The sequence below is a fragment of the Flagellimonas oceanensis genome (assembly GCF_003992595.1).
In the GTDB taxonomy this organism is placed as follows: Bacteria; Bacteroidota; Bacteroidia; order Flavobacteriales; family Flavobacteriaceae; genus Flagellimonas; species Flagellimonas oceanensis.
The window spans coordinates 1-15,254 of the sequence record NZ_RZNA01000016.1; the positions used below are offsets into that span (position 1 = coordinate 1).

Here is a 15,254-nt window from a genome sequence, read left to right on the forward strand (position 1 = left end):
TGGATACTTCGGTTCGTTTTGTGCCACCCATTTCGGAGTTATAGTGCCAGGCATTTCGGTTTGATCTGTGCCACTTTTGGCGGGCGGCCCGATCCGTTTCGGTTCGTTTTGTGCCAGTGATATCGGTTCGATCCGTGCCACTTTGAAAGATCAAGTAACAATTACCTTGTCGCTCAAAAACAAGCGATATGGCCAATACACTTGATCCGATGGACCTAAAACAGATTATTTCCCTTCACCTCGATGGGCTGAGCAACCGCAAGATAGGTGCCACCCTAGGGATATCCCGTAACACGGTGAACAGCTATATGCGCCTGTTCGGGGCCTGCGACCGCTCCCTTAAGGAATTGCTCGCCCTTGACAATGGGGCCCTGGAGGCACTCTTCCCATCCCATACGACCATAGACAATGTTCGCTACGACGAGCTCATGCGCTGTTTCGAGGGGATCAACAGGGCCAGGAACCACCCCGGCTTCACCTTCCTCCACCATTACCAGGATTATGTCGGAACGGCCAAGGATCCCTATGGCTATACCCAGTTCCTGGAACATTACCACCGTAAATATGCAAAGATAAAAGGCTCGATGAAGCTCGAGCACGACCCCGGCAAGGAACTGTTCATCGACTTCGCGGGCAAGAAACTGCATATGGTCGAGAGGGACACAGGGGAAGTGGTCCCGGTGGAAGTGTTCGTGGCCATCCTTCCCAATAGCCAGTATACCTACGTGGAGGCCTGCAGGAGCCAAAAACGGGAGGACCTGATCGCTTGTTGCACCAATGCCCTGAACTATTACGGTGGCGTGCCCAAGGCCATTGTATCGGACAACCTGAAATCCGCGGTGACAAGGGCGAGCAGATATGAGGCGGACATCAACCGGAGCTTCAAGGATTTTGCCCGGCACTACAACTGCGCCATAAACCCCGCCCGGGGGTATTCCCCGCAGGACAAGGCCCTGGTGGAGAACGCCGTGCACCTTGCCTATCAGCGCATCTATTACCCGATGCGGGAAATGGTGTTCTTCTCCCTGGCCGACCTGAACCGGGAGATAAAGCGCCTGTTGGTGGCCTATAACGGTCTATTGTTCAAACGCAAGGAGGCCAGTCGCAGGGAACTGTTCCAATCCGTGGAACGGGAATACCTCAAGCCCCTGCCCGGGAGTGCTTACCAGCTAAAGGACTATCGCAGGGCAAAGGTCCAGAAGATGGGCTATGTGTACTTCTCCCCGGACAAGAGCTATTACAGCGTCCCCTACCGTTATATCGGGAAGGAGACCACAATCCACTATACGGGTTCCACGGTGGAGGTCCATTACCACCAGCGGCGGATCGCGCTGCACGGGCGCCACCCGGAAAAGGGCAGCTATAATACCAAAAAAGAGCACCTGGGCAGTACCCATAAATATTATAGCGACTGGAGCCCGGAGTTCTTTAAAAGGAAAGCGGCCCGCCATGGCGACCATGTGCTGGGCTGTGTGGAGACGATACTGTCAAAGGGGGACTACCCGGAGATAGGATATAAACGGGCGATGGGGGTCATACAGCTCCATAGGGCCTACGGTTCGCAACGCCTGGACAATGCCTGTAAAAGGGCCCTTCAGGCGGATGCCGCCACCTATATGCGCATCAGGAACATCCTGAAGAACAACCTGGACAAAAGCTCCCTGTTCTACAGGGACCTGGAAGAGGACAAGAGCCACATCCCGGACCACGGGAACATACGTGGCGCCTCCGCTTATCAATGATCATTAACTTAAATCCGATATATTATGAACAATGAACAGACGATCGAAAAACTCAAACAGATGCGCCTTACCGCCATGGCCCAATTGCACCAACAGCACGTAAGGGACAACGGTTCGCCCGACATTACCGCGGACGAATACCTGGCCCTGCTCACGGACCACCAATGGGAGGACCGCCAGAACAGGAAGATCCAGCGGCTGCTCAAACAGGCGGGGTTCGCACAGTCCGCCAACCTGGCCGAGGTGAAACATGACCAACAGCGCAACCTGGACAGGAACATGTTCGCCCGCCTGGGGACCCTGGATTTTATGGCCCGCAAGGAAAACATCATCCTCACAGGGGCCTCGGGAACGGGCAAGAGCTATCTGGCACAGGCACTGGGCCACCAGGCATGTATGATGGAACACAGGGCCATATATGCCAATACGGCAAGATTACTTAAAAAACTGAAACTCTGCAAAGTGGACGGCACCTATCTAAAGGAACTGGACAAGCTCCTGAAAACCGACCTGTTGATCCTGGACGACTTTGGCCTGCAGAGCTTTGACAACCATGCCCGGGAGGCCATGATGGATATCATAGACGACCGTTACAACAAGGCTTCCACCATTATAGCTTCCCAGATACCCGTATCGGCTTGGTACGATATTATCGGGGAAAGCACAATTGCCGACGCCATATTGGACAGGATAGTGAACTCCTCCCACAGGTTGGACCTAAAAGGGGAAAGCTTAAGAAAAGGAATTTTAAAAAACGATTGACACATTTTTTTGTATTATTGAAGGATCTTTCAAAGTGGCACTGTTTGACCGAAACAGGTGGCACCATCACTCCGAAATAGCCAGAGGTGCTGGACCATTTGGTGATCACCGAGACCAACTACACCAGTTTTGCCGACCAAGGTGTGATGGACGAGCTGCAAAAAAGTGGCCTGTTTGAAATTATGGGCCCCGAAAGGCAGGAACTGGAACAATTTAAGATTGATACCGAGAAAAAGCGAGCCAAAAAAGAGAATTCCCTTGAAATTGCAAAGAAGATGAAAGCCAAAGGCTATGACGATGCCACCATTAAAGAATTAACGGGGTTGGGGTTAAAGGAGATTGGGGGGATTAAATTAATCTGATTTTGGATTAGTAACAACATTACGAACGATTTCTAATATTGGGTTTGGGTTGTTTGTATCCGTATCTCTAGTCAAATATCCAGATCTTTGATGTGAAAAAATTGTGTTGGTTGCATGCAATAGAATTGCAGCTTTCCTTTCTTCATCAGCAGAATCTATAAATGTATTGTAAGTTCCCAGACAGTTCGCTCGGTGTTGGTTAACATTTTGATTGTGCTTTTCTGCAAAAAAGTTTTTAGCACACAAAACAACGCCATAGGATACTAAGGATACTAATACAGCCCCAAATATTCCAACTTCAATTCTTACGGATTGATCCTCCAAAAAAAATGTTACAAGTACTAAAATAGAAATAACTAAAATAGCATTGAAAAGTAACAAACATATAGCACCAAGCCTCCATTTTTTGGCTAATCCACTATGAACTCCTGCTTGATTTCCAAAAATATCCGCATGTACACTTACACCTCCTATGGATAATTCTGTTTTAGCTGAATTTAAAACGCTCTCTATTTCGTTTTCAATTTTTCTGGATTTATCTAAAATCTCCAATAATTCTTTTCGAAAACCGCTTGGGTCAGCCTGATTGTGGAGTTGCTGGTTTTCTAGAGTTATCGCCTCAACTATGATTTTCCAAATACCCTCCTTTTCCTTTTCATAATAATTATTTCCACCGTTGTTTATTGGAAGATTAAAAAAATGTATGGAGTTTTGTTTTTGCTGCCTATCTGGTTGATTTGGGTTCTTATCTACACCTTGAATTTTATTTAATTCTTGAAATATTGGCTCTAACTTAGTTTCCAGCATTTTAAATCTAAAATCAGGCAATGCTTGTAACTTATTTAAATCTAACAAACTTAAATAACCTTTGAGCTCTTCTATCTTAGGTTTAATTTCATTGTAAATAAGCACACCTTTGTTTAAATCAGCTTTTGAATTACTAATTAAGTCTTCCAAAGGCGTTTCTAAAATATTCGTTACTTTATTTAATAATGCTTCTCTAGGAGATGAAATATCAGCCATTATTTTCTAAATTAATTTTCCTTTGATATAATTATTTAAAGAAAAAGGTTCTTCAAAACGATTGTAATCAATAAGGAAAAAGTCTAAGTATCCATTTATTTTCTATCAACAAGCGCTTCATAAATTTTATACCGCAAATATTCCTTTGCATCAATTTCCAATCCTTCCAGCAATATGAGTTTATTAAATGTTTCTAATAATTGAGAGGTAGTTTTGATATCTTTATACAAAATCTTTTTTAACTCTTCTTTACTTCTTTTTATTTCTTCGGTATTTGAATTTTCTATTTTTTCTCTTAGAAGGTGTAGAATTTGGTTATGATTTTTAATTTTTGTAATTACCTTTATTTCCTCAAAAATGTTTTCAAATATTTCTTTAGACCTCACAAAGTCTTCTAAATTCAAGAATGCTTTTTTTGGTCCTGTTCCGTGGGTTATGGATAAAACTTTCGATTTAACATCTTTTGGTTTAATAAACAGACTTTGAGATTTAGCTTCCGAATCCTCAAATAAAATAGAACAAATATTGGCAAACTTTAAAGCTTCCCGTTTTATCTCATCATTTGAGACCTGCAAGGTGTTTTCTAAATAGCCAACTCCTTGGATTTCCTTAAGTTCAGATGTTCTAAAGAACATTCTAATAAAAGACTCGTTGAACTCACATGAATATAGTTCATATTCTACTCCAGACTCTTTCGTTTCGAAGTGAAGTTTCAAAAGAGCCAAAACTACTGCAACGCTGTTATCATAATTAAAATATCGATCCTCAGAAACTATGGCTCGTAGATAAAAAGAATCTTCTTTAACATCATGGAGAAGTCTATACTTTTTAATATGTTCGTCCTTTTCCTTAAGGAGTGATAAATTCATATCCAAAACATCTCCAAAACCTTTATTTATTAACCTGCTTGCATACTTGTCTATTTCATAAAGGTTAGCAAAAAAGTCTCTTTGTCCTGAATGAATAGGTCGTACTGAAATTGAATCTGAATGATAATCGTCAAAATAGGAATCGGTTTTTAATTCATCAAATTTTATCGAAAAACCATTTTCATAGTCAAAAGATAAATTTTTGAGGTTACTTACTAAATCTACTTTTTTAAATTTATCATTTAGCCCTTTAACAACTGTATAAAGAGTTTGCGAGCCTTTGATTTGAACTAGTTCTGAACTGTCAGGGTCTACGTTGAAATAATCAATTATATCTCCATAATATTGATTTTCTTTTATCAATGATAGCAAGGTGCTAATTTTGATTCCATTATCGTTTTCAAGAAAACCTTTTTTATTTATCTCTCTTTTTTTAAACTTTTCCATCTTTATAAATTTTTCAACCTTTAAAATTTAATAATTTCCTCCACTACTCCTTGAATTCTAAAATCTGTAGTTAAAATAATTGGTTGGTGTTTTTCATTAGTCGACCTTGGTTTTAAAACAACTACATTCCCTTTGTTGCTGTACTCTTTAATTGTAGCTTCATCATTTATCAAAGCCACTACCAAATCACCATTTTCAGCAAATTGCTGCTGCCTAATTAGAACTAAATCTCCATCTTCAATACCTTTTTTATCCATAGAGTTTCCAATAGCTTTAAGGATAAAATATTGTTGCCCATTCTTAATCATTTTAGAAGAAATAGGAATTTCCGCTTCAATATTCTCTTGTGCGAATATTGGGATACCACAAGCGACTCTGCCAAGTAGAGGAATGTTTACAGTTTGTTCTCTAGTTCCAAAACTTTCAGGTATTTCAAATTCGATTAGTTGATAGCTTCCATTTCCCCTTTTTCTTAGAATGCCTTTTTCCTCAAGAGCTTTAAAAGTCAAAGCAGCCGATCTTGGGGACTTATATCCTAATTCGTGCATCAACTCTCTTACACTAGGCATAACCCCGTAATCATGAAGAAACTCTCTAATAACTTTGATTGCCAATATTTCTTTATCACTAAACTTTGTAAGCATACACAATAATACATTATTTATACACTTCATTTTCATGTTAAACAAATTACTTATCAACCTAGTTATCAACTTAGTGTATGATCTTTAGATGATTTGTCAGTGCTGCTCCTTAGTTAAAAGTAAAGATGTGAACATGAAATTACTTACGAAAATCCGTAACCTCACAAAAAAAGCCCTAAAGGGCTTTCTCCAACATTCCAAAAAATCCAAAAATCCAACCCTCCCTAAAAAGAAAGTATTCCCTGCACCCGCTTCAACAACTCGGCTGCCATTTCGGGCTTCAACCCATAGTCCTGTAAGCTGCCCACAGGGTTTTTAAAACTCAGTTGGGTGGTATTGGCATCCAATTGGCACAATACCAGTTTTAGGGGGATATCGTTTATGGCCAAGGGATCGTTCGCCATGATCTCCGCAATATAGTTCGGGTGGAAAAAGAGCAATTGCCGCAAGGGAGCAATGCGCACCCCATGTTTGGCCACAATGGCCTGGGTGTCTATTTCGTGCAGGAGCAAAAAACCGTGCTCCACAATGCGTTTTTTCAAGGCGCCGTACAACTGCCCAAAGGGCAGCGGCAGGGTTTGGTGGATCACATGTGCTTTCATCGGAAGCTGGTTACGCCATGGCGGCACGGGCAAAGCCCACCGTTTCGCGATAGGTTTTGGGCGAGATGTCCGCATTGTTCTTAAAAAATCGGCTAAAGTAGTGCTCATCGTCGTACCCAAGGTCGTAGGCAATCTCCTTTACCGTTTTGTTGGTCAAGTACAGCTCGCGCTTCGCCTCGATAATGATCCGTTCGCTGATCAGGTTGGTCATCGTCTTGTTAAAATGGTTCTTGGTCATCTTGGCGAGTGCCTTGGGGCTGATGTTCAGCAGATCGGCATACTCCCCGGCAGAGTGCATGGATTTGTAGTGGGTCTCTATCAGGTTTTTGAGCTTTTGCAGGATAAATGGCTCTTTCTCGTCCGGGGTGCCTTCCAAAGCTTCGGGCTGCTGCTTGGCCTTGGCACGGGAGGCGGTAATCAAAAATATCTTCAGGTAGGAGACCAATAGCTCGTACTGCGCCAGCTCCGATTTCTGTACTTCGGTGTACATCTGCTCCAGTACCAACTCAAACTGTTGGGACATAGTTTCGGTAACGCAAAGCGTGGGTGGAGCATAGATATTGTTGAAAAGCACTCCATTGCAGGCCACTTGTTCGTGGTGCTTGTGGATACAGAAAAAATCGGGATGGAAATTCAACACCACGCCCTCCAACGGTTCTTCCTCGGTCAAGGTAAAAGGTTGATAGGGCGTTACGGCAATTAGGGTATTTGGCGTAAACGTGTACTCCATAAAGTCCACTTGGGCGGTACCCCTCCCCTTTTTTATCCAGATCAAGGAATAATGATTCAACCGGTGCGTGTCGCAGAACTGGCAGCTATCTTCAAAAGTAGATAGTTTAAAGGCCAGGTTCCCGGTCTGTTCGTCGATGAGCGTGTTGGTGTTGTAGATGTCCATGTCAATGTTCAATAAACAGTTTTCAATTATCAATGATCAGTTATCAGAAGTCTGTCATTTCGAGTGGTTTTTGGGCCAAGGGCCAAAAATTGTATCGAGAAATGAGTTTTTATGTTCCGAAAACCTTGTTCTCGATACTTTTTCATTCTGAAAAAACTCGAACTGACAGTTTCTATATAGTCTTGTCACTTCGAGCCTTTCGACTTCGCTCAAGATAAACTCAAGTCGAGAAGTCTTTTGTCTCAATTACTTTTAAGCGGTCTCGACTGCGCTCGACCTGACATTTTATCAAAGTCTTCTCTCCGATTCGTCTATCGGCAAATCGTTGATACTGGCATAGCGCTTTTGCATAAGCCCATGCGCATTGAATTCCCAATTCTCGTTTCCATATGCGCGAATCCACGCTCCTTCGGCATTTTGGTATTCGTATTCAAAACGAACTGCAATCTTATTGTCGGTAAAGGCCCATAGTTCCTTTCTTAATTTGTAATTTTTTTCTTTTCGCCACTTCTCCGTCAAAAAGGCAACCACTTCCTCACGGCCGTTCACAAACTGGGAACGGTTGCGCCATTGGGTGTCCACGGTGTACGCTTTGCTTACCTTTTCGGGGTCTTGGCTGTTCCAGGCATCCTCGGCCAATTGTACTTTTTCGCGTGCGGTGGTCTCGGTAAAGGGAGGCAGCGGGTATTTTTTCTCTATGTCCATGATCTTGATTTTTTTAGATTGAAAAAGGGCAGGAACCTATGGCGGGGTCCCTACCCTATCAGCTAATTAAAACTACTTACTGTTTTTCACGGTGGGCCAATTGGCGTGTGCCGCTTTTTTGAGCTCCGTGGTGCGTTTTCCCCAATCTTCGTAGGTATTGAAAGGCTCTCCGTTGAAGGGTCCGTTGAAGAACAGGTACAGTTTACCATCGATTACGGTATAGGTTTCCGGATTGATGGGAAACTTCACAGCCTTGGCACCTACGCCCCAAGCACAATAGCCATCGAACTCGGGCAAATAACTGTTCGGGGATTTTTTAAAGGCATTCTGATTCGCCTTGCTGGCAAAATAGTAGGTAGCGCCGTTGTGCTTTACGGCATAACTTTTACTGCCCTGCTTTGCAGCTCCTGAAAAATAGGAGACCACATCGTATCCGCCAATCGCCAGACCATTGTCGTCCACTGGGGAGATCTGTGCCTGCACGCTGATAGTGGCAAACAATACGATTCCAAAAAGAAATAGATTTCTAAACGTTTTCATTTGTATTTGATTTATATGGGTTTTGATTATTTCAAAAGGGTAGCTTCGGCCACTGGAAAATCTGGTTTGATCTTGGCTTTCACTTCAGGAAAATCAATATCGGTATTGGCCGTGTTGTTGAAATAATTGGTAAAGATGTTCAAGGCTACGTGTGCCACGATCTCCCCTACGGCACCATCGGAATAGCCGGAGGCTTTTACAGTGTCCACATCTTCGGCAGAAACACGTCCGTTCTTTTCGATCAAAGTTTTCGCAAACTGAAGCGCAGCAGCGATTTTTGGGTCGTTGTTGATGGCTTCCCTAGCGGTTTCAAGAGTCGCTGTATCGATACCCACCAATTTTTCACCGATAAAGGAGTGTGCGGACAAACAATAGTTGCAGGCGTTGTTCTCTGCCACGGTCAAGGCCAACAATTCGCCCAGTTTTCCGCCCAAGGATCCTTTGCCCAAGATTTCGCTGAGGTTCAAGTAGCCTTCGAGAACCACGGAGGAGTTGCCCATGGTTTTCATCATGTTGGGCACCATGCCCAATTTGGCTTGGATGCCTTCAAATAATTCTTTTGATCTTCCAGTTGCTTCCTTTGGATCCAATGCTTGTAAATGTGTCATAACTTTCTGTTTTTTAATGAATAAATGGTTTGTCATTTTTGACATTACAAAGGTGCGGCGGTACCCGCTGCGATAAAATGGACAGATGCCGCAACTCCTTGGACAATTTTCCTGAAGTGAAATATTTTGTTGAACCACTGTATAGAAAAAGTAGCTTTCAAAAAATACCGAAGAGCGTCATTCTGAATTTATTTCAGAATCCCACCAAACTGATAAACAAATCACTATGAGAACCTGAAACAAGTTCAGGTTGACGAAAACCATGGTATTTATACCATCTTCAATAACTAAACATCGACCAAAAACAAAGGGCCAAACCTATGGTTTGACCCTTCGTCACTCAACTGCATCATCATACATCACAAACACTCTTGCGTTTTATTTCATCGGGTGCATTTTCAGTTCCTTTACCAATTCATCGGTAGTGAATACACGGCTGGAAATCATTTTGTAGTTGGTCTGGGCAGCTTGGTCGCCGTCCAATCCAGGCAATTTGGCAGATGCGGTGGCATCGCCCACAACGGCAACCTCAAAACCGTTTTCCACCAATTCCCTCATGTGGGATTCAGCACACAGGTTACCTGACATTCCTGCCAAGATCACTTTGTCTACCCCTTGTTTGCGCAACTGCAGGGCCAAATCGTTGGATTCGGAACCAAACACTTTGTGGGGACTGGTCACTACTACCCTATCCTTGTTGATGTACTTTTTGTAGCGGGGCAACCAATCGGCTCCAGAACCTTCGAATCCTTCTACGTTCAATTGGTCCCCACGATCGAACATGCTGATGTTGTGCATCAGTTTTTCAAGAGTTCCCTCGAACTTCCACACGTGATCGTGCTCGTAGTAATAATGGGGAGAAATAAATACAGGAATGTTGTACTCTTCGCCCAGTTTAAAAATGGTCTCGAGATTCTCAATGGTGTTGTTCTCCTGAACACTTTGTCCCACGGCACCCCAAGCCACACCATCGGGACTAAGGAAATCGTTTTGTGGGTCGGTAATGACAATGGCGGTGGTTCCGTCAATGGTAAAACCGGGTTCTGGCAATTGGGCATACACGCCCGTTACGGTAATCAAGAACAGTGTTAGTGTTCGCATCAAATTTTTCATGGTATTTTTCTTTAACTGATTAAACTTAAATTTTGATGGAACAAAGTTGCGGCAATGCCATGGGCGAAAAAATGGACGAACTTCGCCACTCGATGGACAGTTTTCCCCTTGGTTTTTATCCGTTTTGAACTTTTGTTGCTTGAAATGGGGCATTCCTCAATTCAAAAGGGGCATCCGTCAATTGGGTGCGCAAAATAATTACGTAACCTGTAGTTTAGTAAAAAAATAAGATTATGACTACACTTGAAACCATAAACACCTTACAGGTAATATGCTTGGTATTGTTAGGATGGATTATTTTCATGGTCGGTTGGCTTATGGGCGCGCAATGGGGAAAAAGAAACAGGGTTTAGCCACAATACAGAAGGTATATTGGCGTTGAACCAATCCTGAACCTACTTAAACCTACTTAACCATCTATTGGAGAGCCACCGATATTGAATGTGTTTTAGCCTATTTTGGCGATAGCCAGTACACCATTAAAATAGACCTGCTACGTACCGGTGGGATACGCTATCTCTGCTGGCATAAGAGCAACAGTATTTTGGGCAAGCCCAATTTGGTCCTAAACGACGGACAGGTCACGGAAAACAATAATGGGGAAACGGTGGAATATACCTTTATATGCAACGACAAGGTCTTTACCGTGGAACACATTCCTCCCCGCTCAGAAGGAGGCACCCACTACTATTTTATCGAAGTGACGGACAAAGACAATAAAAAAAGTACCTGGAAAATGGAACAAATGCCCATTCCCAGATACTTTCGGTATTTGATTTGATTCTTATCCTTTATACGTTACCCTATAAATGGCATCACCTTCATCATCGGAAATGAGCAAAGAACCATCTTCAAGGAAAAGCAGGTCCACAGGTCTACCAAAGGCTTCCTGTGATTCCTCATCCAACCAGCCATCAATAAAGGGTTCGTAACTTACGGCTTCGCCATTTTCCAGTTTTACCAAGGTTACCCTATACCCTACTTTGGAGGAACGGTTCCAAGAACCATGCTCCGCCAAGAATGCCTGTCCCGTATACGAATCAGGGAACATAGGGCCTTTGCCGAACTTTACGCCCAAAGCTGCTACGTGCGCACCCAAAGGCTGAACCGGAGGTACAAAATCAGAACAAGGGCGTTGATCGCCATACTCTGGGTCTTTTACGGTGCCGCCATGGCAGAAGGGGTAGCCAAAATGCTGGCCGACCTCGGTCAACTTGTTCAATTCCCCCGGAGGTACGTCGTCTCCCATCATGTCCCTTCCGTTGTCGGTAAACCACAATTCATCGGTATCGGGATGCCAAGTGAACCCTACGGTGTTTCTAACCCCATGGGCCACGATTTCCCTATTGCTGCCATCGGGGTCCATTCTAGTGATGGATGCGTAACGCTTATCCACCGTAGCACTATCACAAATATTGCAAGGTGCCCCAACAGGAACATATAGTTTATCATCTGGGCCAAAGGCGATATACTTCCAACCATGGTGAAACTCGGTCGGGTAATCATCATAAATCAATTCTGGTTGTTGTGGATTGTTCAATTGTGATTCAATATCCGAATACTTGAACATACGGCTCACGGCGGCCACATACAAAGCTCCGTCTTTAAACGCTACGCCATTGGGCTGTTCCAAATCGGATGCGATGGTGTAGGTCTCATCCGCTCTGTAATCGCCATCGGTATCCTTTAGGGCATACACCTTACCTTCGTTTCGGGTGCCCACGAACAGTGTACCGTCCGCTCCCATGGCCATGGAACGTGCTCCTTCAATATTTTCCGCATAGACATCTATGCTGAATCCATCAGGGAAGTTGAGACGGTCCAATGGTAAATCCCCAGTATATTCAGGTATTTCTTCCGTGTTTTCTGCTACTTCTTCGGTTGATTCTTCGTTCTGGCTTTCCTTGTCTTCTTTACAGGCCACAAATGCCACAAAAAGCATCAGCAGCAATATTGACCTTTGGGTCAAAGTGTAGATTTTCATATCGATTTTTAGGTGTTTTGGTTTCTAAATCATTAAAGCTATGACAAAATGATGGAAAGAAGAAGTTTAAGATTTGTTTAATTGGTTATTCGGTTATTGGTTTTTGTGTTGGAACTTGATGTTTGAGTCGACCTACTCTTCTTCCTCGTATTCGGAAAGATTGCCCTGGTACCAAATATTGGTTCGATGTGTGCTGGAAACGGTAAGCCTCCCCTTTCCATTGGGATAAAGCTGAGCAAAAACCTGAAAATTCTCAGAATCTTGACTTATCTGGAACCGCATGGTTTGCCCGTCGTCTTTTTTATTGGGAGTGAAGGAAAGGTCTTTGGGGATTCCCTCAAATTTGATTCCCGCTTTATCCTGATCATAGAACCCACCCATTTGACGTTCGCCGTAAAAGGGTAGGTCTGCCTCGACACTATCGCCCACCATACGAAAATATGCGCCGATTCCCGTAATATCTATCCGGCTGGCGGTGCTGCCCAAAGGCAAAAGTCCTGCATTGGCAATGCTGTTCAACCCTTGGCTTGCCATAGGTTGTGCCCAAGTGAGCCTTATTTCAAATCGCTGGTCGGATATCATTTTGTCGAAAGTGGCTATTTCTTCTGGTGTTGCTTTGTCCTTGCCCGATGCACAGGCCACTGACACCAACAATAACAGATAGGCTCCTATTTTGAGAATAAACTTCATGATCAAGAGTGTTAACTTTCAGTAAATTACAAAATTGCCAGGTCAAATCCGAGACAAATAACGGTGTCTTAACGTTTGAAGCGCTCAAAAATGGCCAATGTCTTCTTGGTGTTGATGAAATACACGCCTGTCAAAAGAATGGCTGCGGCAATGATGGATTGTAGTGTGATCTGTTCGTCCAGAAAATACCATCCCAATAATAACGCCACTATGGGATTCACGTAGGTGGATGTTGCCACTTTCTCCGGGGATACGGCCTTGAGCAGGTAATTGAAGGAAGTAAAGGCCAATATGCTTCCAAAAAAGATGAGCAACAACATGGCGATTTGCACTTTACCACTCCATGCCAGGGGCGAGGACCATTCTTCCCCGAATCCAAAGCTCATCAAACTCAAAATGAGTCCGGCAAAGAACATTTGATAGCCTGTGTTCACAAAATAATTGGTGGGCAGGTCGGCTTTGGCCACAAATAGACTGGCATAGGCCCAACAGAGCATACAGAAAAATATCATGATCATGCCGACAATGGATTCCTCCTGGGCTATGATTTGCTTTTGACTTACCAGCAAATAAATGCCAATCACTCCAAAAACCACTCCGACCACGGACATGGGCTGTATTTTTTTGCCTTGCAGGATTCGCATCATGATAAGGATGATGAGAGGCTGGGACGATATTTCCAAGGCTGCGAAGCCTGTATCCACATAGCGCAAGGCCCAAACCACCAAACCGTTACCCACACTCATAAAAAGTATTCCGGCAATCAGGGTGTTGAGCAATTGTTTTTTGGTAATGCGAAGGGATATCCCCATGATCTTGGCCAAGAGAAAGATGCAAATTCCGGCTAAGGTAAACCTGCAACTGGCCAGCATAAACGGTTCCAACTCGAAAACGGCTATTTTGTTCAGCAGATAGGTAGAGCCCCAAATAACGTAAATGGCAAAGAATGCCATGATGACGAGAGCAGAGTTCGAGGATTTTGCCATGGTTTGGGTCCGTTTAACAGCCCTGCAATATTACGTATGTTTCTTGGAGCAAAGTAGCCTTGGGATAAATTTCAATCATTTTTTTGCCTCCGTAAGTCACAGAGGTCTATCCAAATCGAACAAATAGGATGCAAAATCGCTCTCCAATTTTTTGAATAATTGTAAAAGGTGTTCCACGTCCTTGTTTTGGCCTTCTTTCAGATCCAATTTACGCTGCCTTATTTTGGACATTACCCGCTTTTGGAGGTCTTTATAGTTTTGGATGCTTTTGTTGAGTTCATAAAACTTTTCAAACCGCTGGGGACATTTGGGCTCGTAGGTATATGAACTTAGTTTTTCGGATAGGCGTTGTATCATTCTATTGTTTCTTTCCACCCTTACCAGTAGTTCTTGCTCTTCAACACTATTTTGGGTGATATGATTCATAGGCGCCTACGTTTTTTTCAAAATTAATGGATTGATACCCATTAAGTTAAATAAATTCCCGCAAATCCTGATGGCTTAACCCACATTTAATGGTTTATTTAACATCTATAAACAAAAAAGCCCGGTCAAAACCGGGCTTCCATATATTTAATGTGATAAGCTTTTAATTTTCAGTCTGCTCTCTAGCCTCTTCTTTTAATTCATCAGAAGCTATAATGGCGAGCTCCACACGGCGGTTGGCTGCTTTACCAGCGGCAGTGTCATTGCTTTCCACAGGTTGTTCCTCACCATACCATTTGGTAGTGAAACGTCCGCTGGAAATACCTTTGGCCACCAAATAACCTGTCACTGCGCGCGCTCTACGTTCAGATAAGCCCATATTATAGTCGGCAGCACCATCGCTGTCGGTATGTCCTTCCACCAAAATATTGGTTTTTGGATATTCCTTGAAGATACCTGCCAACTTATCCAAAGTAGTAGCAGAAGCACCTTTGATGTCAGACTTGTTGGTGTCAAAATACACACCGTTTTCACCGCTAAAGGTCACATTGATTCCCTCGCCTACTCGTTGTACTTCGGCGCCTGGGATTTCCTGTTCGATTTGTTCGGCTTGTCTGTCCATACGGTTACCGATATAACCACCTGCGGCTCCACCAACAACGGCTCCGATAATGGCTCCAAGGGCTGTATTTCCCTTTCCTACGTTGTTACCGATTACCCCACCGATAACGGCTCCACCACCAGCACCGATAGCGGCACCTTTTTGGGTATTGTTTGCATTTTTAACTGCGTCACAACTGATAATCATGGTCAACGCCAAAAAAGCCGTTGCCCCTTTTAATACTATATTTTTCAT

18 protein-coding genes are annotated in these 15,254 nt (G+C 43.5%); 4 read left to right on the forward strand and 14 right to left on the reverse strand.

Annotated features, from left to right (window positions below; all coding sequences use genetic code 11):
- Nucleotides 1-209: 209 nt before the first annotated feature.
- The 3 genes from istA (at nt 210) to EO132_RS04615 (ending at nt 2,866) form a co-directional block, all read left to right on the forward strand.
- The gene (gene istA / locus EO132_RS04605; protein ID WP_235856376.1) at nt 210-1,742 is read left to right on the forward strand and encodes an IS21 family transposase; all 1,533 of its coding nucleotides are present in this window, start codon (nt 210-212) and stop codon (nt 1,740-1,742) included.
- A 24-nt stretch (nt 1,743-1,766) separates the two neighbouring features.
- Nucleotides 1,767-2,504 (forward strand): IS21-like element helper ATPase IstB, encoded by a 738-nt coding sequence (gene istB, locus EO132_RS04610; protein WP_127136784.1) that lies wholly within the window; start codon nt 1,767-1,769, stop codon nt 2,502-2,504.
- Between the two features lie 86 nt (nt 2,505-2,590).
- The gene (locus EO132_RS04615; protein ID WP_205780311.1) at nt 2,591-2,866 is read left to right on the forward strand and encodes a hypothetical protein; all 276 of its coding nucleotides are present in this window, start codon (nt 2,591-2,593) and stop codon (nt 2,864-2,866) included.
- Here EO132_RS04615 and EO132_RS04620 read toward each other — a convergent pair.
- From EO132_RS04620 to EO132_RS04660, 9 genes are all read right to left on the reverse strand, one after another.
- The gene (locus EO132_RS04620) at nt 2,858-3,889 is read right to left on the reverse strand and encodes a hypothetical protein (protein ID WP_127136805.1); all 1,032 of its coding nucleotides are present in this window, start codon (nt 3,887-3,889) and stop codon (nt 2,858-2,860) included. The genes EO132_RS04615 and EO132_RS04620 overlap by 9 nt on opposite strands.
- Nucleotides 3,890-3,984: 95 nt before the next feature.
- A complete protein-coding gene (locus EO132_RS04625; protein ID WP_127136806.1) occupies nt 3,985-5,205 on the reverse strand; it encodes a hypothetical protein in 1,221 nt (406 codons plus the stop codon).
- A gap of 20 nt (nt 5,206-5,225) precedes the next feature.
- Nucleotides 5,226-5,849: a transcriptional repressor LexA gene (gene lexA, locus EO132_RS04630; RefSeq protein ID WP_164732271.1), complete on the reverse strand. Its 624-nt coding sequence runs from the start codon at nt 5,847-5,849 to the stop codon at nt 5,226-5,228.
- Nucleotides 5,850-6,073: 224 nt separating this feature from the next.
- Complete coding sequence (locus EO132_RS04635; RefSeq protein WP_164732272.1) at nt 6,074-6,451, reverse strand: DUF302 domain-containing protein; 378 nt, start codon at nt 6,449-6,451, stop codon at nt 6,074-6,076.
- A gap of 10 nt (nt 6,452-6,461) precedes the next feature.
- Nucleotides 6,462-7,358, reverse strand: coding sequence for a helix-turn-helix domain-containing protein (locus EO132_RS04640; protein ID WP_235856378.1), 897 nt, complete (start codon nt 7,356-7,358; stop codon nt 6,462-6,464).
- Between the two features lie 276 nt (nt 7,359-7,634).
- On the reverse strand, nt 7,635-8,051 hold the full coding sequence (locus tag EO132_RS04645) for a nuclear transport factor 2 family protein (RefSeq protein WP_205780312.1): 417 nt from the start codon (nt 8,049-8,051) through the stop codon (nt 7,635-7,637).
- A 72-nt stretch (nt 8,052-8,123) separates the two neighbouring features.
- On the reverse strand, nt 8,124-8,591 hold the full coding sequence (locus EO132_RS04650) for a YHS domain-containing (seleno)protein (RefSeq protein WP_127136810.1): 468 nt from the start codon (nt 8,589-8,591) through the stop codon (nt 8,124-8,126).
- A gap of 26 nt (nt 8,592-8,617) precedes the next feature.
- Nucleotides 8,618-9,199, reverse strand: coding sequence for a carboxymuconolactone decarboxylase family protein (locus tag EO132_RS04655; protein ID WP_127136811.1), 582 nt, complete (start codon nt 9,197-9,199; stop codon nt 8,618-8,620).
- Between the two features lie 378 nt (nt 9,200-9,577).
- Nucleotides 9,578-10,300, reverse strand: coding sequence for a cysteine hydrolase family protein (locus EO132_RS04660; RefSeq protein WP_313781223.1), 723 nt, complete (start codon nt 10,298-10,300; stop codon nt 9,578-9,580).
- 556 nt (nt 10,301-10,856) lie between these two features.
- On the opposite strand from EO132_RS04660, the gene EO132_RS04665 reads away from it, so the two are divergent.
- A complete protein-coding gene (locus EO132_RS04665) occupies nt 10,857-11,093 on the forward strand; it encodes a hypothetical protein (protein WP_127136813.1) in 237 nt (78 codons plus the stop codon).
- A gap of 3 nt (nt 11,094-11,096) precedes the next feature.
- Here the strand turns inward: EO132_RS04665 and EO132_RS04670 are convergent, their stop codons facing one another.
- The 5 genes from EO132_RS04670 to EO132_RS04690 form a co-directional block, all read right to left on the reverse strand.
- Complete coding sequence (locus EO132_RS04670; protein ID WP_127136814.1) at nt 11,097-12,296, reverse strand: PQQ-dependent sugar dehydrogenase; 1,200 nt, start codon at nt 12,294-12,296, stop codon at nt 11,097-11,099.
- Between the two features lie 132 nt (nt 12,297-12,428).
- Nucleotides 12,429-12,986, reverse strand: coding sequence for a DUF4251 domain-containing protein (locus tag EO132_RS04675; RefSeq protein ID WP_127136815.1), 558 nt, complete (start codon nt 12,984-12,986; stop codon nt 12,429-12,431).
- A gap of 68 nt (nt 12,987-13,054) precedes the next feature.
- Nucleotides 13,055-13,972, reverse strand: a complete 918-nt coding sequence (locus EO132_RS04680) for an EamA family transporter (RefSeq protein WP_127136816.1) — start codon at nt 13,970-13,972, stop codon at nt 13,055-13,057.
- 96 nt (nt 13,973-14,068) lie between these two features.
- Nucleotides 14,069-14,398 carry a hypothetical protein gene (locus EO132_RS04685; RefSeq protein WP_127136817.1) on the reverse strand — a complete coding sequence of 110 codons (330 nt, stop codon included), beginning with the start codon at nt 14,396-14,398 and terminating at the stop codon, nt 14,069-14,071.
- A gap of 163 nt (nt 14,399-14,561) precedes the next feature.
- The gene (locus EO132_RS04690; RefSeq protein ID WP_127136818.1) at nt 14,562-15,254 is read right to left on the reverse strand and encodes a YiaD family glycine zipper/OmpA-like lipoprotein; all 693 of its coding nucleotides are present in this window, start codon (nt 15,252-15,254) and stop codon (nt 14,562-14,564) included.

Bases quoted from the DNA above. Each gene is read 5' to 3' on its own strand.
- istA (WP_235856376.1), top strand. From the start codon at position 210: ATGGACCTAAAACAGATTATTTCCCTTCACCTCGATGGGCTGAGCAAC.
- istB (WP_127136784.1), top strand. From the start codon at position 1,767: ATGAACAATGAACAGACGATCGAAAAACTCAAACAGATGCGCCTTACC.
- EO132_RS04620 (WP_127136805.1), bottom strand. From the start codon at position 3,889: ATGGCTGATATTTCATCTCCTAGAGAAGCATTATTAAATAAAGTAACG.
- EO132_RS04625 (WP_127136806.1), bottom strand. From the start codon at position 5,205: ATGGAAAAGTTTAAAAAAAGAGAGATAAATAAAAAAGGTTTTCTTGAA.
- lexA (WP_164732271.1), bottom strand. From the start codon at position 5,849: ATGCTTACAAAGTTTAGTGATAAAGAAATATTGGCAATCAAAGTTATT.
- EO132_RS04635 (WP_164732272.1), bottom strand. From the start codon at position 6,451: ATGAAAGCACATGTGATCCACCAAACCCTGCCGCTGCCCTTTGGGCAG.
- EO132_RS04645 (WP_205780312.1), bottom strand. From the start codon at position 8,051: ATGGACATAGAGAAAAAATACCCGCTGCCTCCCTTTACCGAGACCACC.
- EO132_RS04650 (WP_127136810.1), bottom strand. From the start codon at position 8,591: ATGAAAACGTTTAGAAATCTATTTCTTTTTGGAATCGTATTGTTTGCC.
- EO132_RS04655 (WP_127136811.1), bottom strand. From the start codon at position 9,199: ATGACACATTTACAAGCATTGGATCCAAAGGAAGCAACTGGAAGATCA.
- EO132_RS04660 (WP_313781223.1), bottom strand. From the start codon at position 10,300: ATGCGAACACTAACACTGTTCTTGATTACCGTAACGGGCGTGTATGCC.
- EO132_RS04670 (WP_127136814.1), bottom strand. From the start codon at position 12,296: ATGAAAATCTACACTTTGACCCAAAGGTCAATATTGCTGCTGATGCTT.
- EO132_RS04675 (WP_127136815.1), bottom strand. From the start codon at position 12,986: ATGAAGTTTATTCTCAAAATAGGAGCCTATCTGTTATTGTTGGTGTCA.
- EO132_RS04680 (WP_127136816.1), bottom strand. From the start codon at position 13,972: ATGGCAAAATCCTCGAACTCTGCTCTCGTCATCATGGCATTCTTTGCC.
- EO132_RS04685 (WP_127136817.1), bottom strand. From the start codon at position 14,398: ATGAATCATATCACCCAAAATAGTGTTGAAGAGCAAGAACTACTGGTA.
- EO132_RS04690 (WP_127136818.1), bottom strand. From the start codon at position 15,254: ATGAAAAATATAGTATTAAAAGGGGCAACGGCTTTTTTGGCGTTGACC.